Here is a 21,799-nt window from a genome sequence, read left to right on the forward strand (position 1 = left end):
GCGTTGCCCAGATCAAGCAGCAGATCGAAGAGACCACGTCGGACTACGACAAGGAGAAGCTGCAGGAACGTCTGGCGAAGCTCGCGGGCGGCGTCGCGGTGATCCGCGTCGGCGGCGCGACGGAAGTCGAAGTCAAGGAAAAGAAGGACCGCGTCGACGACGCCCTCAACGCGACCCGCGCGGCCGTGGAAGAAGGCATCGTTGCAGGCGGCGGCGTCGCACTGCTGCGCGCTTCGGCCAACATCAAGGTCACCGGCGTCAATGCCGACCAGGCTGCCGGCATCAACATCGTTCGTCGTGCACTGCAGGCTCCGGCCCGTCAGATCGCTTCGAACGCAGGTGCGGAAGCTTCGATCGTTGCCGGCAAGATCCTCGACAACAAGGGCGCGACCTACGGCTACAACGCCCAGACCGGCGAATATGGCGACATGATCGCCATGGGTATCGTCGATCCGGTCAAGGTCGTTCGCACTGCCCTCCAGGACGCGGCCTCGGTCGCCGGCCTGCTCGTCACCACCGAAGCCATGATCGCGGAGGCTCCCAAGAAGGAGTCAGCTGGCGGCGGCATGCCTGGCGGCATGGGCGGCGGCGGTATGGGCGGCATGGGCGGCATGGGCGGTATGGATTTTTAATCCAGCCCCTATCAACTTACAGCGGACAGGGCGGCAGCAATGCCGCCCTTTCCTTGTGTGCCGAACATGATCGAAACCTTGGAGTGCGTCCCGAGGATCTCGTTCGAGCCTCACCGCATGGTCGAGAATTAGGATCTTGTCTGATCGAGCAATTCGCGGGCTCAACCTGGTCAAACCGGCGCCCCCTACGAACTGCCCGATCCTTGAGGATTCCGCTGCGCGACAATCACGATGGTTCATTCATGGTAGCTATAGGCGGTGAATCATGAGGGGCATTGAGGAGCGTGGCAAGGCGCCCATCTCGGCATTTAACTCCATCGAGCGTGATATCAGGGACAATTCTCTCATCGGAACCGGCGGCTGGCGTTGAAGGACTCGGTGAATCATCCTGATCTATAGTGGAGCAGACGCGCTCTGAGCCTCAAGAGCGTTTCCTCCTCTGAGTATCCTTGATCTGCCGCTGGACATTCTCGTTGATATTGCTGAGCGGCTCAGCCCGATGGATCTGCTGAGGATTTCGCACACAAATCAAGAGCTGCGTGTCGCCGCGATGATAGTCGCAACGCCTCAAGAAAGGCGGATTCAGGTTCAGGCCATCTGTGGCAGCCCTTGCAACCGGGCTCCAGCAGCGTCTCGTCGTCATGGCCGAGGGGCCTCGTGACCCCGACGACTGCGCTACGGCCTTGTGGGGCCTCGGAGCGGGCGTGGCAGCGCTTGCACCCGAGCTCCAGCGGCGTCTCATCCTCCTCGCCGAAGGGCTTGAGCCCAGGTCTCAGACCATTGCCCTGGAGGGCCTCGGAGCAGGCGTGGGTGGCGGACATAGCAGCCTGTCCCATACCTATGAATACGTTTGGCTGAAGCAGACCGATGGCTGCGCGTCGAAGCCGAAGCCGTCGAGTTCGCGGACAAACGGGAACTGCGCGATCTTGCTCGACATGAGCGTGTCGAGCTGGTCGCGGATCGCCGTCAACTTCAGCCGATCCAGGATTGCGATCAGCAGGTCATGATCCAGGGTCGTCATCACCAGCTCCCTCCGGCCGCCGCTTCGTACTCGGCGAGTGGCCGCAGCAAGGTGGCCGGGGGTGATCTTGATCCGCTCGGCGCGCACCGGCCCTTCGAAGCCGGCAACGCCGACAAAAGGCTCTGTCGCAAACCTGGAAATGGGGTTGTGAACGGCCATTTCGGCCTGTCCGTCAGGCAGCGAGGAGATCGAAACAGCGATCGACAGCCTTGTAGGCATACCTCGCCTGTCGCTTGCCCATCATGTGGATCATCTCGATGCCGGAGAGGATAACCACGTCGTTCGCATGCGACTTGAAGCCGATAGCCTGGTCGAAATGGCGGCCCTTGAACATCACGTGCTCCTCCACAGCTGAGGCGTTTTTCTTGCCATGCTCGCTTACAAAAAGGTTTGCGACAGAGCCGTTCGAACCGCATGCCGACACCATCGTCAAGGGCGGCCGCGATGTCCATTATGGCCACAAGCTCACCCTGACGACGGGCAGGCAGACTGTTCTTTCAATTTAGACCAACTATGCGGATGCCGCCTCAGTCAATTCAAGAATGTAACCAATGCCGCGCATGGTCGTGATACGTGGCGTTGCACCTGACCTTCTCAGGTGTCCACGTAAGCGATAGATTCCGACTTCAAGCGCGTTGGCAGATACCTCGTCGTTGAACGAATAGAGGTGATCTTCCAACTGCGCACGAGGCACGATGCGGCCTGCACGGATAAGCAGATGCTCTAAAATACATAGTTCGCGGCGTGCGATCTTCAGAGGATGACCCGAGACGGAAACCTGTCGGCCGATCGGATCGAAATTGAGATTGCCAAATACAACGATGGGGTCGGTCACCTGTGTCGACCGGCGCAGAATGGCTCTCATTCTGGCGATGAGCTCATCGAAAGAGACGGGCTTGAGCAGAAAGTCGTCCGCGCCACCGTTGAAAATTGCAATCCGCTTCTCGAGATCGTTGATGCTACTCATAATGAGGGTTGGAACTGAATGCCCGTTGCTCCTTAGCTGTCTCAGCCAGCCCAAGCCATCGCCATCTGGCAGAGCCAACTCCAGCAGGAGAATTTCATAGGTTGCGCAACAAAATGCCCTCGATGCCTGTTCCAGGTTGCCAACTACATCAACGGCAAAACCGCTATCCCCGAGCGCAACTCGCACAGCGCGCGTAAGATCCACATGATGATCAATGAGCAGCGTTCGCATTTCACGTCCTATCAAGGTCGGACAGGTCACCGTCCGCTGTATGACCGGGGCGACAGCGGAAGTCGCGCAACTCTTCGTAGTGTTCGTAACGCTCTTTCCGATGGGTGATCGCGGGAGCATGCAAGCCGCACGCCTGCAATAGTCGGGGATGGAACACGTGAAGACCTGTTGACGGGCTGAAACCGTCGGTCGGCGGGCCCACAATGCCACCGACTCTGCCTGCGATTTCTCTGCGCATCGATCCTCCTATGGGTTGCGTCGCAACATCCAGCTGAGGTCGCAAGGGCAGGTTGCGGCTTTGTTCATTGAGAGGACCCCCTGGAGGCAATACCAGGAGGATTCCCTATATGGCACTTCCCGATTTACCACCGGTCATTCCGAACCACGTTCGGCGGCTTTGAAGACACTCATTGAGCGCGGCTAGGTAAATCAAGGGTACGACTGCCGGGTGTCGATGCCGCTTTTGAAGCAGGCATCGGCACCAGCTCGGTGAGCGTCGCCCGCGCAATTCAGCGGACGCGCTCGATACACCCAGTCGAATCGTGCCGCAACTTGCCGCGCCGACAGGGCGCCCGAAGACTTCAGACTTGTGACCGAAGGTCTACGCCCAGTCCTCCTCCCATTATCCACCTCCCTCAAATCAAAGTGGACGTTCAATCTGAACAAATTACGCCATCGTATCACAAACGACTTACCGATCCCCGACGTGCTCTAGCCTTAGTGCTTGTTAAGAAGGTCGGCTACTGTCTCTCCGCGTCGCCGGGCATCGGCGGCGAGCCACACCTCCCCCACCTCATACACGTCGCCGTGGGTACTGAACGGCACAATGACGTCAATGGCAGCCGACAGCAGGTCAAGAAGCGTGTGGTCTTCCACAGCAGCTCCTTGCGGGCTGCTCTTGACGAGTGAAAAGAGCTTTTTAAAGCCTTGGACCGGATCCGCCCCATGAATCGTTGATATTGATCCCGCATGGCCGGAGACGACTTCGCTAAGGTAGGCCCAAGCAGCATCATCGCGCATCTCGCCAAGCAATATTCGATCAGGGCGCATGCGCAAGCTGGCTTGCAACAGTTGCTCGGCTGTCACCGCACCTACGCTTGCTCGGTCCTTCGGATAAAGTAACCGGACATGGTTCTCGTGCGGGATTGCAAGTTCGAGCGTGTCCTCGATACTTATCAGCCTCTCTTGCGGGGGTATAGCGTTGATCAAAGTCTTGCTCATTGTCGTTTTGCCGCTTCCAGTAGGTCCGCAAAGCAGCATCGTGAGCCGCCCGCAAACGCATGCTCGCAAAAATTGCTCCAAGTCACCATGGTCGTAGTGCTGAAGAATCGTTTCGTCCTGCCGCTCTTGGCGCTCCTTTCGTGACCGCCATTGATTCCAACGCGAGTATTCGTAGCGAGAAGAAACTTCCTTGAGTTCGGTCACACGACTTGAGGGACGCCGTATCGTCAGGCTTATTGTTCCTGAGGGAACAGCGGGCGGCAAACAGATCTGCAGCCGCTCTCCGTTCGGCAGCTCAGTCGCACAGAGGGGGCTTTGCGGTCCGACATCTTGCTTGCGCAGCGCTCCAGCGAGGATCGCGATGTCCTCCAGATCGTCATAAGATAGCGGCAGCGGATGTTTCGTGAAAACGCCGGCCTGTCGGACAAAGGCTTCCCCAGGCCGGTTGATAGCGACCTCTTCGGTCCTTGGCTCCTCAAGCCATTTCAAAACAGGGTTGAGAAGCAAACGCAATTGAGGGTCAGCCTCCGGTCGCATTGTTGTCTCTCCGGCGTTGGCGATGTTGGGGGGCTGGCGCCACGGCGATCGGTCTAAGATCGTATACATCTGAGAAATCGAGGTCCCGAGCCACAAAGATGGATACAGCATCTCCCTGGTTTTTCTTCAGAGTTGGCGGAACGTTGATCGTTGCTCTAAGGGTCGTGTCAACGGCTTGTCCGGCGTTGCTCTGGAAGCTGTTGATGCCGCTTCCTCCACCTGAGCTGCCAGCGTATTGACCGGCGGCCTGAAACGCGCCTTGAATGACGCTCATGAGCATTGCTCCGCCAAAGCGCTGCCAGAAGTGATTATCCACCGTGCCAGGCATTCCGGAGCGGCCGAGCTCGTCAGCGCCCGGCGACGCTAGCGAAACGAGGGCATGGTCAGGCGTTTCGATGCGCGTCCACAGCACGAAGACACGCGCATCCCCCTGTTGGAGACCACGCTGGATCTCGCCAATCACGGTCGTCCCGCGATCCAAAAGCACCACGTTGTTGGTGGCGCCGCGGACGTCTTTAGGTAAGACGCACTTCACATAACCCGGTAAATTTGTGTCGACTGCCGTTTGCAAAATGCAGGGAATTATCGTTCCTTGGGTAATCACGAGATCAGGGTGCGGCAAAAGTGTGGCCCGGCTTGGCTCCTGTATATCTGGTTTCAATCGCCCCGTCAGATCGCCAGCGTCTGAAATCTCATGCGAGGTCGCGGGAGCATCCCTATGGTTGTCTTCGCTCCGCTGACCGTCGTTGGGCATTTGACCGCTGCCACTGTAGGCGAAAATTGGTGTTTCCTCCGGCGGCGGATCAGCTGGCGTCGGAGGCGGCGTGGATGGCGCAGAATCTCCTGCCTGCGCCGCCTGTACGGGTGCTGGAGCTTCGGGAGCAATCTCAATCGGCACGGGGCGGAATGGCTCGGCGTCGGCGACAATTGGAGGTTTTGGCTGAGTTGGCTCGTCTTGTGTGCTGGGACGACCGCCGAGCCAGATGAGCGATAGAGATGAGATGAGAACAAGAGCAGCGACGGCCAACTTCTGCAATCCCGAAACATGCCGGCGGGCCGGCTCCGAGACCATCGATCCTGAGGCATGGACATCATGTCCCGACTGTGGGCCGGTTTCATTCATCGGCCGGGCCTTTCAAAACGCGCCACACGTCGGGTGTCACTGTACCGGTCCCTGGCGCTCGTCCCACAGGGTCATAAGCCCTGTTGAAAATGGACAAGACCGTATTGCCATCTCTCAGACGCCATTCCCGGGCGACTGCGGATACTTCAACATAGTCTCCTTTGACCGTGTAATTGGCAGCGGCTTCCTTGCCGTCGGGATTGATAATGTAGAGGGAGGGTATGCGGGAATTGCTTGCGAAGCCAAATACGGTGGTAAAGCCATTATCGAAAACTTCCAGCGGCGCCAGCGATCGATCGCCCTTTGCGACGTAGTGAAAATTGCTTTCGTCCGGACTGGTAGTTGCGGCGGGCCGATTCAACAAATCCTGAACTCTCTCGTCGCGCAGCACTTTCGCCCGGGCCTGACCAAGAATCGAGCGCCTTTCTGCGTCCTTTCTCTGAGCAGCAGCCTCATCAGCAGGATAGGTGAACTGCACACTGTAGTATAGGTCAGGTTGCTGCTCATCGAGTTTTGGCATCGCTCTCGTTGAAATACTGAAGACGTATCTCCGTGTACCGGACTCACTCTCGGCCAGCACGATGACCGGCTGCGGCGGGAGCATCCGGCTAGCCTTAAAAAAGAGATAGTTGGCGCGCGGGAGCGCAGCCAGGTCTTTGCTATTGGAAACGGCCACGGCTGCGACTGTCTCGTTGGCCGCGAATGTGACAACCAGCGTTGCCCCCACTGCGGTAGACAGGCGCACCACTTCGTCAGGACGGTAAGCCAGGTAGCGCATGCGCGCATCGTGCTTGCCGGCAAGTGGTGTGTCTTCCGCGGACGCTTCCATCGTTAAGAAGAGTGAACAGACCAGCGCGAGAAACGCTCTTTTTGTCATGGCTGCACATAGCCCAGGTTCGATACGCTATCTTCCGAGCTTTGATAGGAAGTGACGAGTAGACCTCCCGGATTGGTGAGCCTCGATTGCCCAGGCAGACCCGTCAAGCGCTCGTAGCGGATGGTAGCTGTCCAGGTGGTCACTATCGGCATCTGCCCATCGACAACAAGCGAACGTTTGTAACGGATCTGTTGAACGTCCGGACTGATGTCGTTTGAAGAAATATGCCCGACCTCGAGCTTGCCGCGTTTGCCGACCGTGACTTGCGGGGAGGTGGGATTCGGATAGTTGAAGAAATCTTGATATTGCTGTCGCACAGCCGGCGCGCTGAAACTGGATACGAGGTCATAGGCGTATTGGGCTGTATCTGCTGTGTACCCCTCGCGCAGGCGTACATATTCCCACAGCGAAGCATTTATGACGGCTCGGTCTTGGGTTGCCGGCAGTCGAGAGACTGACACTTCGCTGTCGACGGTCCCATCCGGCCGGACCCAGAGGAACACAGGTACGAGCTTGGCCAACGGGACCATGGCAGCAATGGTAAATGCCTGTGCAACATTTCCTAGGACCGCCGCTGCGGCAAAGGCTATCAGGGCCTTTGACAGGCGCCGCGCAGACTTCGCTCGTGAAGTTTGAAACGCTTCCACCTTCTTATAGTGGGCGGCTAGCGTTTCTCTCTCCACCAGAAGGGCATGTTCAGGAACTTTCACTTTGGCTCTTCCGCGCATTCGACCCGAAGATCCTCAGGGGTGGTTTCCCATTGTCCCACGTTCAGTTGGAATGGGGCACCCGCGCATGTCGCAAGCCCATGGCTCGTCTTGCAGGCGGCCAAAGCGAGGATTGACAGAAGTAGGCAATATTTCATGTTTTTGGCACCGAGCTTGTCGATTGATTAAGCACCCGCCGTTTTGGCAAAGTGGCGATTGAGGCTGTTAAGAGGTCGGTTCGCACCTCCCCAAGAGCCGCCGGCGATGCTGCTGGCGATCGTCGGAAGCGCGACGATCAGAGCGTCACCAGCTAGGAAAAGCATGTCGAGCTCGTAAAGCCCGATGATCTTGGCTGCTGTCGTGCCCGAGAATTTGATCATCAAAAGCATGGCTGCCAGCGAGACTGCTTCGGCAGCGATTACTATCGTTGCAACGATGTTGAGGAGGAGAAGCAGCAGCCCGTACGAGAGCAGTTGGCCGATCCATCTGGTGGCTATGTCTCGAGTGTGATCAAAAAGGTAGCCTACAAGGACCAGGGGGCCGATCGTCAAGAGCACCTTCGTCAGAATTCCAACGGCATCGTAGATCTCGAACGCTGTCCACAGCGCGCCGTAGAAAATCCATTGCGCTCCCTCGAAAGCAAGTATGTCCTGGCCGTTCATAGGCCCAATTTCGGAAGCAATCAGCTGAAAGACATACTGGCTTGAAGCAAACATGAGATCGAGCTTCTGGGGGATTCCGATGAAGGGCAAGTCGCTGCCACTGATGTCGTGAGCCAACCTCGGAATCGTGTCGTCGAAGAGCGCTTCAATGTACTGCTGATAGTTGGCCTGCCCTAAGATAAGGGCGACGACAATCGACACCATGATTACGCGCGAGATACCCCCGCGCGCATCGACTTGACCACGCATGACCAGACAGCCTTGGATTATTATCCAGAGCGTGACACACGCAACCAGAGGCGCACTGACCGCCGCTTGGACGTTTTCAAGCACTTTGTGCAGCCCGGACGTGAAGGCCCCATGAAAGATCGTGTGTATAGTCGTGAATGGCGCGGGAATTTTGAAATTCATGGCGTGAGCCTGATGTGTCCCTGATCAGCGCAGCTGAGCCTGATGAACTCTGTGTGGTTTACGGGAGGATGCTAAACATATTAGCGGTGTCCTGATGTTCGCGACGCTGCGTGGCGGCCTCCTCCACGGCGTGAAGGCTCCCTTGTGCAGTGGCCATTGTCAGCAGACTCGTGGCCTGGACATTTTGGATCATCGCATCGTGAATCTGCTTGAGGACCAGGCCGTTGGTCACGGTGGCCTGCATAATATTTCCCGAGCGGGAAAGCTGACCAAGCGTGCCGGCGTTATCCTTAAGGCGCTTGTCCATCATGCCCAAAGTGTCGGCTGCAATAGCTGCGGCATTGGCGGCCCCGGCGATTTGTCCCTGTAACAGTTTCGCTTCTGAATCGGTGCCGTTGACTATCCGATTTGGGTCCTTCGCAATGTTACGGGCCATAATCGAAGCTGGCGCCCGAGCATCAAACATCTGCTCCTCCAGCTTATTGCTCGACGGGTAGTGATTTCCTTGGTTAAGTGAGCTTAGCAGTCCCGTGACAGCGAATGACGACGTTAGAATTGTCACCATTTCAATCGTGGTAGCGAGCGTCTCGATTGACCTCTCAAGGATCGCCGCATTGGAAAGCGCTGTTAAGGTCGCTTGTGTTTCTGTTACAGGGTCGCTGACGATAAATTGCGAACGGGCCTGTCCGTGAAGCAGAAGGGAAGCAGCAAGGGTCGTTACTGCAAGTTTGGCAAATTTCATGAATATTCCTCCGTCAGTCTTGAACTTCGTGGTACCGGGCCATGAACTTGTCGAGCCACCCACTTGGGGCGTCTCCGTGCTGGTTACGAAGCTGGTCGGCAAAGCGCACTGTGTTGGCCCGCCCCGAGAGTACGGCTACGTACTCGCGCATCTGCCCAAGATCGAATTCGCAAACAATACTCCCGCTATCGCGCTTGAGCAAAAACTTGCGGCTGCCGATTGCCATTCCCTGGCGGATTGCCTCGAACTCCTGCGCAGTGCACTTCAAGCCATCGACATACGCAGAGCGGTCCGCCGTCGGTGATGGGTAGAAAATTTTCGTCATACATTGCGCAACGAGACTAGCTCCGAGAGGCGATTCCAGAACGTGTTCAGGCTGCTGCGTTGCGAGTATCAACATGCCGTTGTTTTTGCGGACCGTGAGCAAGAACTTGTCGATAACGGCCGAGAATTGGGGGTTGAGTAGATAGAATCGAAATTCGTCGCAGCTCATGACGAACCGACGACCATCGACGATAGCGCCCACTCGATGCAGAAGGTATGCGGCGGCCGGTGCACAGACCTCCTCATATTCCAGGAGCTGCGTCATGTCGAAGCCCGTAATGGAGGCATCCAGCCTTACTTCGTCCACGTCGCCGTCAAAGGCCCATCCAAGCGCCCCCCCTCTACACCACCGCTGCAGCCGTGCTCCTGCGCCCTCGGAGGGGCTGTGCAATAGGAACTCGCGCAGGCCCGCAAGTGAGCGCATAGGGGGTTCGAACGAAAGCTGACGAACAATGCCGCGTTCCAGCCGACGGCTTTCCTCCGGCGAGATCGGACCACGGCCGTCACTCTCGATCAGGGCCATCAACCACTCGCGCAGAAAGTCCCGGGAGGCGGAGGTGTTGTCCAGTCCACGCAGAGGGGCCAAGCCGCTCGGAGCGCCTCTGCGCAACGCAAGATATGTCCCTCCCGTGGCTCGCACCAGCAGTTCACCACCCCGATCCTTGTCGAAGAAGACGATCGCACCATTGCGATCGACCAAGCTTTGCTCAAGCATCGCGAGGACAAAGGTCATCAGCGTCGTCTTGCCTTTGCCAACGGGCCCGAATATTGCCGTCATGCCGACGTCATTCTCATGGGGGATGTAGTCGAAAGAAGTTCCACCGTTTGTGCGAAAGCGCGCAACAGCATTGCCCCAGTGGCCGGAACTGGAACCGCTTGGGAAGTTCTCAAATGAGACGAGCCCGGCAAAATTGTGTGAGGTGATCGCCCCCGGGCGCGTGCGCCACCTGTTGTTCCCCGGAAGTTGGGACCAATATGCGGCCTCCATGCCGATGCCCTCTTGGACGATAACGGCGCCCGCGTCGGCCAGCCGTGCGCGGGCACTTGCTGCGCGATCTGCAAGGCTATTGAGGCTGTCGCCATAGACGCACAGGCTCAGATGATGCGAACCCATCACGAATTCGTTGCTTGCCAGTGCGTCCTCTGCCTCGGCAAGTTCATTGATCTGGGTGAGAGCCTTGTCGCCGGCACTCGTCATCTGGCTGGACTTAAGGCTTAGTTTGGCATGAGCTTGTGGGCGAGTGAGGAAGGAAAAGCTCTGGCTCAGGACAAGCGGGAAGTTGGCGGACAGCAAGGAATTTAGCATGCCCGGCCGCGTCGTCGCCGGATATTCACGGAACGAAAACAATGATCCGACGGAGCTATCCCCGGGCCTTCGAATCTCAAGCGCCCGCTTCCCGCAGATGACCTGGTCAGTGTAGATCGAGGCGCCAAGTGAGCCGGTAACCATCGGAACCGGAAGAAACCGGCAAGTCATCATGAGCCGAAGCGCCTCGCCGATTTCCGTGAAGAGCACGTTGCCTTTCTCACGAATGCCCAACCGGCGCAGACCGTAACCGCCGAGTGCGCCAGCAGTGATGTGCCAGAGGTCTTCCAGGCTCCGCATTTGGGTGGCTAGATCGTGCTCATTCCGTCTGCGGGACTTGGCAATCCGCAAGCCGATCTTGCCGATTGCGGTGCGGGGGGACACGATCAAAGTGAGGAAGTGATCGTTGCGAAAGAGCTTTCCCGACAGCACACGACGCTCGTAGGCCTCGCTCAGACTGCCAGCGAATGCACTTTGAAACTGGCGCGGCGCCGGCGCCGGCACATCGTTGTGTCTCACAAGATGAGCGTATATCGAGACATTGTCATCGGCGATGTTGCGCAAGAGAGTGTTGAACGCGCGGCAGCGCGAGTTGCGCATCTCAGCGTCTTCCAAATCAAAGGGCACACCGTTCACATGTGCCATGGCCATGATCGATCCGTCTTCCAGAAGGACAACCTGATCGCTTACGTGACCAACATACGGAAGGTAGATCTCGCCAGACCTCTCGGTCCGGCCGCTGGCGCCGAACATTACACCATTCCTCTTCCGCGTTTCGGCACTCTGATCGGATTGGCGCTGACGCTTGCGCCTCCCCAGACCGGCCCGTCCACGCTTCTGCCGGCCGTCTGCAAATAGAGCAGCACGACGCTTGCCGCGTTATAGTCACGCTCAACAACCAGCCGTGCTCCGAACCAGAGTGGCACGAGAACGATTTCGTAGAGCGGGTTCTGAAGGATAATGATAACAAGCCCAGCCAACATCATGAGCAATCCGGCCAGCGTCAGCGGCACCCCCAGAAACAGTGCGGGGCGCGTCGCCGCCACATAGAGGGTGCTCACTTCCAACCGGTCGCTCATCAGCCGCCGCCTATGAGCGCCTTGCCCAGGAAGCTGGCCCCGAACATGATGACGATCCCTCCAACGACACCCGCAACCAGGCCAAGTGAAGCACGACCGAACATCCAAGAGATACCGATGGCTACGAGCCCGAGCACGGCCAGTGATTGTCCAAAGGGGCCAAGTATGAACGTGCAGATATTCTGGACCATCTTGGCAGGATCCGTCCCTCCGGTCACCTGAGCCGCGGCTGGCCCGCTGTAGAAGACCGTCCACGCCGCGCCTGCAGCAGCGGCCGGTACATATTCAGCCGCCATGCGCAGCATGGAAAAAGGCGAAGGAACACGCGTTTTAAGCGCACGAAGTATCTTGAGTGGCGTCATCATTGCATCTCCATGTTTCAATCGAATACGAGTTTGTTCGGGTTCGAGGGTTCCCGTGCTTTCGCAGCCTGGCTGCCTGTCGGATCGGAGGGATCGGCCCCGGAGCGGTCTGGCTGATACGAGCCCCAGATGTCCCAAGAATCTTGGTTGGGCTGCTTCTTTCTATTGGCCTGTTGGCTCTGCTGGAGCAGAGGCGGCACGGCTTTCCGACCGGGTGCCTCAAGGTGCGGCACATCTCGAGCAGTCGGCTCCAGCGTTCTCTCAAGGAGACTTGAGATGTCCTTTGCGGCCGACTCGACCTTGCGTACATAACCGTTGGCGAAGCCATGCGTGACGTCGCCCGTGTTATAGGCCGAGATGGCACGGCGAAGCGCCAGTTGCTGTGCCACAGCAGTGGTGCCGCCGGCATACCGGCTTTCAAGCAGGTGGGCGGCAGCCGAAAGCGAGGCGCAGGGCTCGAAAGCCCTTTCCGGCGTGAGATTGAGCATGGCAAAGTTCTTGCTGTTTATCTGCATCAATCCAACATCGACAGAATGTTGTGCTTCGAGGCGTTCCTTGATGCCCCGCGTGGCTTCCAGGTGGTCTATCCAGCGAAGCTGCTCACCTGTGGTGTTGTCATGAGCCACCAGCGTTTCAAAGCCACTTTCAATCTTGGCAATCGCGGCCAGGGTGGACGGCGCAACCCAGGGGGCGCATTTGCGCGACAGGCTGCGGAACTCACGCGGAGAAAGTGGCGCGGGCTCGGCTGGGAGTGACATGGATGTCATCAGGACGATGGCCAGCGGCCAAGCTGCAATAAACATTCCCTATCACCTACCTTTCCAAGCCGCCGGACGGGTTCTGGCCCTGTCCGGCACGCGCTTATCGGGGAGGTTTGTTACTGTGTGATGTTCAAGTTCAGCTTTTCGGTTTCAATTGAAGCAAAGACCGTGTTCGTATCAGCGTGGGTGAGCATCTTGCGCATGCGTGGGTGGCGCGGGCCCGATCAGCCAGCGACATCCGGAGCATCTTGGTACAATGACTCCTTTACAGGATTGCTCGTCCCGGCCGTCCGTTGCTCCTGGAGTGTGGGCCGCGACTTTGGCGTCATGGACGGTACTTCTGTCAGCGCCAAGCCAAGGACAAAATGGGGAGCTTGGCGGGCTTGTTCAGGCTCGGGATCACCGTGGGGAATCGACTAAGGCGATAAAGCGGCCCAACTTTGCCGGTATGCTGCCGGTCCTTAAAGAGCAGCCATGCGCGGCCCTGCATACTCAGATCATTGCTTGAGACGCGAGCTCGTCCGCGAAGCTGGCTCGAAGGCGCAAATCCGCGGCGGCGAGGGTCAACTGGGAAGACGTGGCGGCGCAGCCCATCCTGGTGCGAGCCTCGTTCAGCTGTTCGGCCGCCGCCGCCAAAGGGTGGATCATGCACAGTCCCATCGGCAGATAACCGCACGTCATTGACGCAGTCCGACGGCGCAATGGACAAGCATAGTGACACGCTCAAGATGGAGGAGTTGCAGTAACTGAGAAATGTTAGCCCGGACGTTCACCGCAACCGGCGACCTGCCGGTCGCCGAACAGCATTTGAGGCCGCCGGCCACCTTGGACGAAGCCGGCTTGGCAGGAGACACACTATTTTGCACAAGGCCGCTGCAGCGAATCACGGTCTTCTTCCGCCGACCGCCTCTCCGATCAAGCCAAACGCCGCGCTGCTCAACCATGTCCGAGCTGGATCCACGAGCCGGATGATATCGAGATGATCCAGGTCCGCAAACTCCAGGATGACCAGGATGCAAGGGCATAGCAGGAAACTTGGCATCCATGAGGTCGAACTTGAGTGATATTGGCAGGCCTGCACCAACGGGGGAGCTCGAAGCGAAAAAGCGAAGGACCACACGGCAGGGTCATGTCGGCGCTGGGACCTGTCTGGTGGCCACGGGCTGCCTTGGTGCGGTCAATTCGCTGGGGATGAAAAGAACAGGACGAGCACGGCCTCACATTGGCCGCACGCAACGGCGAGTGGTATCAAGGAGCAGCTGTTCTGGGTCGGTGCCCCAGGGTTGCTCGGCAACAGGTTTAGACAAGGGGATTCAAGATTGAAGGTGTGCCGTTGAAACATGTTCTTGTCATTGACGATGATGCCGCAATGCGGCGCCTCATCGCCGAGTATCTCACGATGCATGCCCTGAAGGTAACCGCAGTCCACGATAGCAAGCAGTTTGACTATGTTCTTTCACGTGAGCCAGTCGATCTCGTGGTTGTTGACCTTAACCTAGGCCGGGAGGATGGACTTGCGATCGTCCGCAATCTGGCGACAAAATCGGATGTTCCTATCATAGTGATCAGCGGCGACCGGCTTGATGAGGCGGAAAAAGTGGTTGCACTGGAGCTCGGCGCAACCGATTTCATTCCCAAGCCTTTCGGGATGCGCGAATTCTTGGCCCGCATTCGAGTAGCGCTACGCCAGCGCATTTCTAGTCCGCGAACCAGAGAGCAGCGCTCATTTCGCTTTGGGGCCTGGAAGCTCAGCGTGAAGCAGCGGCGACTGATCTGTGCGGAGCGTGGCGAGGTCAAGCTTACCGCATGTGAGTTCAATCTCTTGATCGCATTTCTGGAGAACCCCCGCAACGTGCTATCCAGAGAACGGCTTTTGCTCGCGAGCCGTGTGCGTGGAGAAGAGGTGTACGATCGAAGTATCGATGTCCTAATCATGCGCTTGCGCCGAAAGCTGGAGGCTGATGCGGCCAACCCTCGCCTGGTCAAAACATCCCGTGGCGCAGGGTACTTCTTCAACGCTGACGTGGATGTTAGCTACGGAGGCACGTTGGCCGCGTGACAGTGAGCTATGCTGGAGATTGGGGTGACGAGGCTGATCAAGCCTTCCAACAGTACCAGCCTGATCAATTACGGCGAGAGCTACCGGTCCGGAGATCGCATCAGCCCCTCTCTGCATATGCACGCGGCCGCCTGAATTGCCGATTTCGCTCAGCTGCTGCTGAATGGCGACGGCTTGCGGCGTATTCAGGGCCCTCTGCGTCTGCGCTGGCCACAACAGCGCTGGTGAATGTTCATTGTTGGGACGACTCACTCGGGTGGTAGGTGGTTGCCCTGGTCAAGCTCATCCGGCGAAGGGCGGATCTGCTGTTGGCTGGCAGCCAAGACTGGGGGCGGCGGCCCGAACTCCGGCGTCCCAGAGCTTGCGAAAGCCTCCGACACGCTTCTGTTGAGGTCATCCCGTCCAGCGGGCATCCCTGGGTTGCTGAAAAAAGACGAAGCGGCTTGATGATCCTGCCCTCGCTGAAGCACCTCGCGAAACCCCCTGTTCCAGTCGCAGAAGCTCCTCTGGATTGGTTGGCGGCTCGTCAGCTCGACCATCGAACAGCGGCCGGAGCGCCTCGGACACGTGCTGCTCAAAGCCCACTTGCCGGGCTTGGCCCGCTTGCCCCTCTTCCAAGCCGGCGTCCTGCACCTGCGACAAAGCTGCTACACGGGATGGATTTTTTCGCGGGGTCCACACCAGCCTCACATCAAACTGTATCGTCAAAGTCCTGCGCCAATTCACACAGCGGGTCATCGAGTTGAGATTCGGCGGGGAGCGCCTCCTCTGCTCCCGTCAAGGGCGCCGGCTCCGGGAGGGCGCCTGTCTGGCGTTCAAAGATGCGTTTCAGAATGCGATCCGAGAAATAACGCACCTTCCTCAATTTTAATGGTGGCAGACCTTTGATGAGAACAATCTCGTAGTCGTCATCGAGCAGCCGAACCTGTTCGGGACGCAATAGCGGTGCACCTTGATGTGAATTCTGAATGGTCCAGTCGAACGTTCGCGCCTGGCTGTGGGAAATCGATTTGGCTTCAAACGTGTATTCACCGATGGCCTTGGAAATGTAGTTCGGAGTCTCGTCATCAGCCGTGGCCATGAACACTTGCAGTCCGGTATTGCTGAGAAAATTCTGCTTGCCAGCCTCTCCATAAGCCCCCGTCAGTGCCGAAAGGCTTTGGATGATGAGCATGAAACGCCCCTTGTAGCCCGCGATAGTCGTGATTGCGGTCTCGATCGCCTCCAGCTTACCCAAGTGCTTGAACTCGTCGAGCAGGAAGAGAACCTCGTGCTTTTCATCCCGGCGGGCCAGCGACCGCTGCAGAATCGAAACGATTTGCTGAAAAAACAAGCGTATCAAAGGCGCGATCACCTCAAGGTCGTTCGGACCAACGCAAAGATAGATGCACGTTCTGCGACGGCGAAGATCATAGACCGAAAAGTCCGAGCGACTTGTGGCCGCCTTTACAGCGGGATCCGCCCACAGGTTGAGCCCGCCATCGCCGAGCACGGAAGTGTAGGAGGTTAGGATTTTCGTATCGTTCCCCGCCATGTCGTCGAAGATGCGTTGTGCCTCTTTGTTCTGAGTCTCCATGGCGAGTCGCGCGAAGAGCTTAAACTTCTCCCCCGGCTGGGCGAAGAGGTCGTAGACGGCGCCGATTGTTGGCGTGCCCCGCTCGATGCAGGCAAGGATTCCCGCGACAAAGATATCTCGCGCGCCGCTGACGAAACCTTCCGCGCCCTCCCCCTTGGCCGTAATCAGGTTTGCGGCCAAACGGCGGGCCTCGGTGAATTGCTGCTGTGGAGGCAGCGCTATAAGATCCAACAGCGGATTATAGCAGTTTGTGCGCCGCTCCGAATCCAGCGGCGCGAATTTAAACACGTCGTCACCTGCGGCTTTGCGCGCCCTCGAGGTGAGCTCAAAGAGCTCCCCCTTGACGTCCAGAGCTATCACCGAGCCTTTGAATGTAAGTAGCGTTGGAATGACTATGCCGACGCCCTTGCCAGCGCGGGTCGGTGCAACGATGAGGCTGTGAGGCTGCTCGCCATTGGTCAGGTAGTAGCCAGGCCAGAAAGGGCCACTTGTCTTCCCAAACACCGGCCCTGTCACGCCACGGTATCGTCGCAGATATCCCGTGCGTCGCATTTCATCCACTCGAGCCCAACGAGCCGTCCCGTGGTGTTCGAGCTTGCGGCGCAATACGATCTGCTGAATCAGCAAGACGACCGCGGACGTCGAGAGCACGATAGCCGCGCCCCGATAGAAAACGGGGGTTGCGAAACCCAAATAGAAGGGCGTCTCAAACCAAAAGGCACGGACATCAAACGCCATCAGAGCCTCGCCGCTGCCGCCGTGGCGGAAGGTTGCGTAAAGACTTGCCGCACAGAAGCCCACGGCGAGTGAGCACGCGATGCTAATGGCTATGTTGGGGGGCGTCGTTTTTGTTGAAAGCATTGTTCCATTGCCGGATTAGCCGTAGCTAATGCTGCGCGTGCTTCAGAGACCGAACCGGCGTCGCGCGATGTCGCCGCTCGACAGATCGATGCCGCAGTGGGTGGTGCGATGCTTGCAGCGCATCACCCGGCAGACGTGGTTTTTGTACGTCAACGGCCAGCGAATTGGAAACGGCAAGGCCGTAGACGGAATTCGGGAGAGAAAGCGTCACTGTACCATGGCCGAGACATCAACGGCCGGAGCGATCTCTGCTTCGGGTGGCCTCCATTAGGTCCTCTCGGGCGTGATTGTAGGCTTGGCTTATGGACCGCCCGACTTGAGCACCCCGCTGCAGCTGTTCATAGGAGGTTTGCGGGCCTACTGTATCACGGACTGCAGCCTCAATACCTGCTATGTGGCCGTCCAGATTCGCACTCCGTTCCTCTGCTGCATGCTGCGGCGGCGGCATGTGCGGCAAGATGTCTTGCATGCCGGGAAAAACTGAGTGAGCTTGGGCCTGTTGATTTGCGTCTAACTGTTGATACATGTTGAGAATAGCATTGGATGCCATCATCCTGACATTGCCATCCGGATCAGAAGAAGCCAATCCAATGGCCTGATCAAGAATGCGAGATTTGTTTTCGTCAGTAAACTTACTGAAGTGTGGCGCAACGTAATAAGCTCCGAGAGCTTGCGACGGCGGATCCATGTTGCCAATGCGATTAACAATAGCATCTTGCAGCCCTGGCGTTAGGTAATCGCCTAGATTACTGGCCGCTCCGACTTTCTGCAATGCTATGTCATCCGTGCTGTACCCCAATTCGGCTGTTAATGTCGCGGCCAGATTGATGGCTGATCGTCCAAGCCGATTGGTCCGCCTTTCAAATCTCGCGAGGTCAGTTTCTGGCCCGGGTTGAGTGCCCCGAACGGCTGTTCGCTCGTGCGTCCCGAGGCCTTTGAAGCCCCCAAGATTTCGCGCTGTATCGCGCGGGTTAGCGGTTACCAGCCGTTCTGCAACATCGCTCAATGGCCCCTCTGGAACGTCACGGAGGCTACTGCTCCCCCCGCCTTGAGATGATCTTGCAGCTGCACGTGCCCGTTTGTTATCGCGATCCATTGCTCGCCTCCAAAGTAGTTATTCTACCCAATGAGGTTATCACCGAAGCTTGACCTGCTAAACCGATATGATGTTACAGTTGTAGTATGGCAAAGGGTTCCCAGCTCTGTGGGTCTGCCAAGTGCCCGTCCAAGCCGAAGAAAATACGATGAAGCTGGCATCAAATGCGATGTGAACTGCCCCGGGCATTCCGGAGGCCGTTTCGTTTGAGTCACGCGGCTATGGCTGGTCCATCCAACATGGCATAGTAGCGCGCCTCGGCTTCGGCCGGCGGGATGTTGCCGATGGGCTCCAGCAGCCGGCGATTGTTGAAGCAGTCGACCCATTCGAGCGTGGCGAACTCGACGGCCTCGAATGAGCGCCAGGGTCCGCGTCGATGGATCACCTCGGCCTTGTAAAGACCGTTGATCGTTTCGGCGAGAGCATTATCGAAAGAGTCGCCGACACTGCCCACTGCGGGTTCGACGCCGGCCTCCGCCAAGCGCTCGGTGTATTGAATGCTGACGTGTTGGGCGGATTCAACCGGTCGTCGCAACACCAAGGGTTGGAGGTTGCAATGACGGTTCACCAACGCGCTTAGATCGGTGCACTCGAAAGAAGCTAGGTTCGCCCGGGCGTCCGCCTGCCTGGCAGCGTGAGAATCGCTTCCGGTTCTGGCAAGCTATTGCCTTGGGACGTTCGAGCGAGGAGGCCGCACTGGATGCCTGTATATCAACGCCTCTTGGTCCGCGCTGGTTCGGAGTGCAGGAGGGATGCCGCCAACGCATTTGGCGCCGTGGGCGAAGCCGCCTTCGGGGCGATATCTTTCTTTCGGGAGCGCGAGGATATTGCGCTTGAGCTTGCCAAGGGAATCGGCATCCGGGCCATTGCTCGTAAGCTAGGTCGGCCGCCGAGCACAATCTCGCGGGAGGTCAGGCGCAATGCCGCGACGCGCAGCGGCAATCTGGATTACCGGCCAGTGCCGCCCAATGGCACGCCGATCGTGAGTCCCGGCGGCCTCCTGGCAAGCTGGCGGTCAATCCGGCTCTGCGTGAATGTTGAGGAGCGCTTGGCCGGCAAAGTCACCAATCCCAATGGCGCCTCATTCGAGGGCCCCAAGGTGGGTATGGAAAAAACGACAGAGCCGGAGGTGGTCGGCAGCCTGGAGCCCCGAGCAGATCGCTAAATCGGCTTCAGATCGATTACCCAGAGGATCAAACCATGCGGATCAGCCACGAGACGATCTATCAGTCCTTGTACATTCAAGGACGCGGAGCATTGCGCCGAGGACTTACCGCATGTCTGCGTTCAGGCCGAGCGTTGCGCGTACCGCGCGAACGGGCCCGAGTTGGCAACAAGTCCTTCATTGGAGACGCCCTTATAATAAGCGACCGTCCGGCCGAAATTGCCGATCGGGCTGTCCCCGGACATTGGGAAGGCGACCTCATCCTTGGCCTCGGAAGCTAGGCGATCGGTACGCTCGTGGAACGAAGTTCACGCTTCACAATGCGTGCTTCACCTGCCGCGCATGCATGGCTATCAGCAGAGCCTGCGCATCAAGAACGGTCCACCACTTGCCGGCCACGGCGCTGAAGCAGTCCGCAGAGCCATAGCCCGATCCATGGGCAAACTTCCCGAGCAACTGCGTCAGTCGCTGACTTGCGACCATGGAGCGGAAATGGCGCAGCAGCCGACCTGCGCATCGACACCGGGCTCGAGATTTACTTCTGCGATCCCCAAGCCCGTGGCAACGAGACTCCAACGAAAACACCAACGGCTTGCTGAGACAGTACTTTCCAAAGGGCACGGATCTCAGTCGGCACACAGCCCGGGAACTGGACGCAGTTGCCCATGCTATCAACACAAGACCGCGCAAAACGCTCGGCTGGAAAACACCTGCCGAACTCCTCGACCAGCTCCTTGGGGGACAGTATAATGCCGGTGTTGCGACGATCCGGTTGAATCCGCCTTGGCTGCCTCTATCGCTGTGATGGATGAGCCCGCCTCCCCGCGCGGGCCGCCGATCATGGAGAGCCTGTTCCAGGGGATCGAGAACGAAGGCTGCATGCGCCGTCCGGCTCACCCGCCAGCCGACGATCCGACGGGCATAGGTGTCGACAAACGCGACATAGACGAAGCCCGTCCAGGTCGCGACGCAGGTGAAGTCGGAGACCCGCAGCATGTTCGGCGCCGGAGCATGGAACTGGCGGTTGACGTGGTCGAGAGGGCAAGGTGCGGCCTTGTCGCTCACCGTAGTGCGGATCGGCTTGCCGCGGAAGATGCCTTCGAGGCCCATGGCCTTCATCAAGCGGGCAACCGTGCAGCGGGCGACCTCGAAGCCCTCGCGACGCAACCGCCGCCAGACCTTGCGAACGCCGTAGACGCGGAAGTTCGCCTCAAACCGTCGGACCTCATCCTTCGAGGCTGTATCCCATCTTGCCCGAGCCGACAGCCGGCAGGGGTCGACGCGCTTGGCGACATGGTCGTGGTAGGTCGACGGGGCGATCGGCAGCACCTTGCAGATCGGCTCAACCCCATGCGCCTTGCGGTGATCGTCGATGAACGCGATCGTGGCCTGAACCGGCGGTCGAGCTTCGCCTGGGCAAAATACGCGGAAGCCTTGCTCTCGTTGGCCTGCGAAGCTCGCGGCTCTCGCGTTCCAGAGCCTTCAGTTTCGTCGCAGCATCCGTGGGAACTCCGGCGCGCACGCCGCCGTCACGCTCGGCTTTCTTGCAGCCGATCTTGGCGGCGATCGATGAAACCGCGACGTATGCTCGCGTTCGTGATCCAGAACCAGCCGCACCGCGGGGGGTCCGGACCTCGGGAGAGAACTTGTTGGTCGCCTTGCTTGTCATGGTTTCACCTTCTCAGGAGTTGGAGCCTCCGATCAACCCGCGGCGGTACACAACAAGGGTCACGGATCATTCTGGGCGGGAACCCTAGAGAATCAGCCCTCAGAGCCTTTGGTAATAGACCGACCCCTCGCACCTGTTTGGGCTGGGTGTACAAGTCAGGTTTTCATCAGGTTGGACGAGTATGTCTGGCAGTAGAGCGCGACCACTTCCGTGCCCGCCCGCTCGTCTGGCAGACACACAAGGGAGAAAGATATGCCGTCAGCTACAAGCAGCGCCATCGTTTCCTGCCGCAGATCATCGCCCATCCGGTCTGGCCCTCCTTCAGGTCCCCTTGAGCCTGTGTCTCGTCGAGGAAATGGCCTGGGAGCGGGATCGTGGTTTCGTATGAGACAATCCGCCGGTGCGGCGAC

The 21,799-nt window shown here is 58.4% G+C and carries 18 protein-coding genes, 4 pseudogenes and 1 other annotated feature; of the genes and pseudogenes, 3 read left to right on the forward strand and 19 right to left on the reverse strand.

Going from position 1 to position 21,799, the window contains the following annotated elements:
• Positions 1 to 632 (forward strand): TCP-1/cpn60 chaperonin family protein (locus NKJ77_RS30910; RefSeq protein ID WP_352536277.1); only part of this gene is annotated, 632 nt, incomplete at its 5' end.
• Positions 633 to 1,494: 862 nt separating this feature from the next.
• On the opposite strand, the pseudogene NKJ77_RS30920 reads toward NKJ77_RS30910, so the two are convergent.
• The 14 genes and pseudogenes from NKJ77_RS30920 to NKJ77_RS30985 all read right to left on the reverse strand — a co-directional run.
• A pseudogene (locus tag NKJ77_RS30920) lies at positions 1,495 to 1,653 on the reverse strand (ATP-binding protein); the annotation flags it as partial.
• 172 nt (positions 1,654 to 1,825) lie between these two features.
• Complete coding sequence (locus NKJ77_RS30925) at positions 1,826 to 1,987, reverse strand: hypothetical protein (protein WP_373432818.1); 162 nt, start codon at positions 1,985 to 1,987, stop codon at positions 1,826 to 1,828.
• Positions 1,988 to 2,164: 177 nt separating this feature from the next.
• Entirely contained in the window at positions 2,165 to 2,851 is a 687-nt protein-coding gene (locus tag NKJ77_RS30930) for a response regulator (RefSeq protein WP_023673698.1), read from the reverse strand.
• Between the two features lie 717 nt (positions 2,852 to 3,568).
• Positions 3,569 to 4,609: a P-type DNA transfer ATPase VirB11 gene (virB11, locus tag NKJ77_RS30935; protein WP_023673699.1), complete on the reverse strand. Its 1,041-nt coding sequence runs from the start codon at positions 4,607 to 4,609 to the stop codon at positions 3,569 to 3,571.
• Positions 4,593 to 5,732 (reverse strand): type IV secretion system protein VirB10, encoded by a 1,140-nt coding sequence (gene virB10, locus NKJ77_RS30940; protein WP_023708086.1) that lies wholly within the window; start codon positions 5,730 to 5,732, stop codon positions 4,593 to 4,595. The genes virB11 and virB10 overlap by 17 nt, the downstream gene beginning before the upstream one ends.
• On the reverse strand, positions 5,725 to 6,609 hold the full coding sequence (locus NKJ77_RS30945) for a TrbG/VirB9 family P-type conjugative transfer protein (protein WP_023679588.1): 885 nt from the start codon (positions 6,607 to 6,609) through the stop codon (positions 5,725 to 5,727). The genes virB10 and NKJ77_RS30945 overlap by 8 nt, the downstream gene beginning before the upstream one ends.
• Complete coding sequence (locus NKJ77_RS30950; RefSeq protein ID WP_023685154.1) at positions 6,606 to 7,319, reverse strand: type IV secretion system protein VirB8; 714 nt, start codon at positions 7,317 to 7,319, stop codon at positions 6,606 to 6,608. The genes NKJ77_RS30945 and NKJ77_RS30950 overlap by 4 nt, the downstream gene beginning before the upstream one ends.
• Positions 7,316 to 7,474, reverse strand: a complete 159-nt coding sequence (locus tag NKJ77_RS30955; protein ID WP_081726271.1) for a type IV secretion system lipoprotein VirB7 — start codon at positions 7,472 to 7,474, stop codon at positions 7,316 to 7,318. Before NKJ77_RS30955 ends, NKJ77_RS30950 begins: the two co-directional genes overlap by 4 nt.
• A gap of 27 nt (positions 7,475 to 7,501) precedes the next feature.
• Positions 7,502 to 8,389 (reverse strand): type IV secretion system protein, encoded by an 888-nt coding sequence (locus tag NKJ77_RS30960; RefSeq protein ID WP_023673703.1) that lies wholly within the window; start codon positions 8,387 to 8,389, stop codon positions 7,502 to 7,504.
• Positions 8,390 to 8,447: 58 nt separating this feature from the next.
• Positions 8,448 to 9,131: a TrbJ/VirB5 family protein gene (locus NKJ77_RS30965; protein ID WP_023673704.1), complete on the reverse strand. Its 684-nt coding sequence runs from the start codon at positions 9,129 to 9,131 to the stop codon at positions 8,448 to 8,450.
• Positions 9,132 to 9,144: 13 nt separating this feature from the next.
• The gene (virB4, locus tag NKJ77_RS30970) at positions 9,145 to 11,514 is read right to left on the reverse strand and encodes a type IV secretion/conjugal transfer ATPase VirB4 (RefSeq protein WP_023724243.1); all 2,370 of its coding nucleotides are present in this window, start codon (positions 11,512 to 11,514) and stop codon (positions 9,145 to 9,147) included.
• The gene (locus NKJ77_RS30975; protein ID WP_023673706.1) at positions 11,514 to 11,840 is read right to left on the reverse strand and encodes a type IV secretion system protein VirB3; all 327 of its coding nucleotides are present in this window, start codon (positions 11,838 to 11,840) and stop codon (positions 11,514 to 11,516) included. The genes virB4 and NKJ77_RS30975 overlap by 1 nt, the downstream gene beginning before the upstream one ends.
• The gene (virB2, locus tag NKJ77_RS30980) at positions 11,840 to 12,145 is read right to left on the reverse strand and encodes a pilin major subunit VirB2 (RefSeq protein ID WP_023673707.1); all 306 of its coding nucleotides are present in this window, start codon (positions 12,143 to 12,145) and stop codon (positions 11,840 to 11,842) included. The genes NKJ77_RS30975 and virB2 overlap by 1 nt, the downstream gene beginning before the upstream one ends.
• 74 nt (positions 12,146 to 12,219) lie before the next feature.
• Positions 12,220 to 13,005 carry a type IV secretion system lytic transglycosylase VirB1 gene (locus NKJ77_RS30985; protein ID WP_023673708.1) on the reverse strand — a complete coding sequence of 262 codons (786 nt, stop codon included), beginning with the start codon at positions 13,003 to 13,005 and terminating at the stop codon, positions 12,220 to 12,222.
• A 1,291-nt stretch (positions 13,006 to 14,296) separates the two neighbouring features.
• Here NKJ77_RS30985 and virG point away from each other — a divergent pair.
• Positions 14,297 to 15,022, forward strand: coding sequence for a two-component system response regulator VirG (gene virG, locus NKJ77_RS30990; RefSeq protein WP_023685159.1), 726 nt, complete (start codon positions 14,297 to 14,299; stop codon positions 15,020 to 15,022).
• Positions 15,023 to 15,713: 691 nt separating this feature from the next.
• Here virG and virD4 read toward each other — a convergent pair.
• The 3 genes and pseudogenes from virD4 to NKJ77_RS31005 all read right to left on the reverse strand — a co-directional run.
• Positions 15,714 to 17,459, reverse strand: coding sequence for a type IV secretion system ATPase VirD4 (virD4, locus tag NKJ77_RS30995; protein WP_286488985.1), 1,746 nt, complete (start codon positions 17,457 to 17,459; stop codon positions 15,714 to 15,716).
• Positions 17,460 to 17,688: 229 nt separating this feature from the next.
• The gene (locus tag NKJ77_RS31000; RefSeq protein WP_245261254.1) at positions 17,689 to 18,231 is read right to left on the reverse strand and encodes a hypothetical protein; all 543 of its coding nucleotides are present in this window, start codon (positions 18,229 to 18,231) and stop codon (positions 17,689 to 17,691) included.
• A 535-nt stretch (positions 18,232 to 18,766) separates the two neighbouring features.
• A pseudogene (locus NKJ77_RS31005) lies at positions 18,767 to 19,069 on the reverse strand (integrase core domain-containing protein); the annotation flags it as partial.
• A gap of 2 nt (positions 19,070 to 19,071) precedes the next feature.
• Here NKJ77_RS31005 and NKJ77_RS32460 point away from each other — a divergent pair.
• Positions 19,072 to 20,525 (forward strand): annotated as a pseudogene (locus tag NKJ77_RS32460) (IS30 family transposase).
• Here NKJ77_RS32460 and NKJ77_RS31020 read toward each other — a convergent pair.
• Together NKJ77_RS31020 and NKJ77_RS31025 are read right to left on the reverse strand one after the other, a co-directional pair.
• Positions 20,504 to 21,389: pseudogene (locus tag NKJ77_RS31020) on the reverse strand (IS3 family transposase); the annotation flags it as partial. The pseudogenes NKJ77_RS32460 and NKJ77_RS31020 overlap by 22 nt on opposite strands.
• Positions 21,032 to 21,148: a sequence feature (AL1L pseudoknot), on the reverse strand. (Overlaps the previous pseudogene by 117 nt.)
• A 155-nt stretch (positions 21,390 to 21,544) precedes the next feature.
• On the reverse strand, positions 21,545 to 21,694 hold the full coding sequence (locus NKJ77_RS31025; protein ID WP_352536278.1) for a hypothetical protein: 150 nt from the start codon (positions 21,692 to 21,694) through the stop codon (positions 21,545 to 21,547).
• Between the last annotated feature and the right edge of the window lie 105 nt (positions 21,695 to 21,799).

Source organism: Mesorhizobium sp. M0052, assembly GCF_040323255.1.
Lineage (GTDB): Bacteria > Pseudomonadota > Alphaproteobacteria > Rhizobiales > Rhizobiaceae > Mesorhizobium.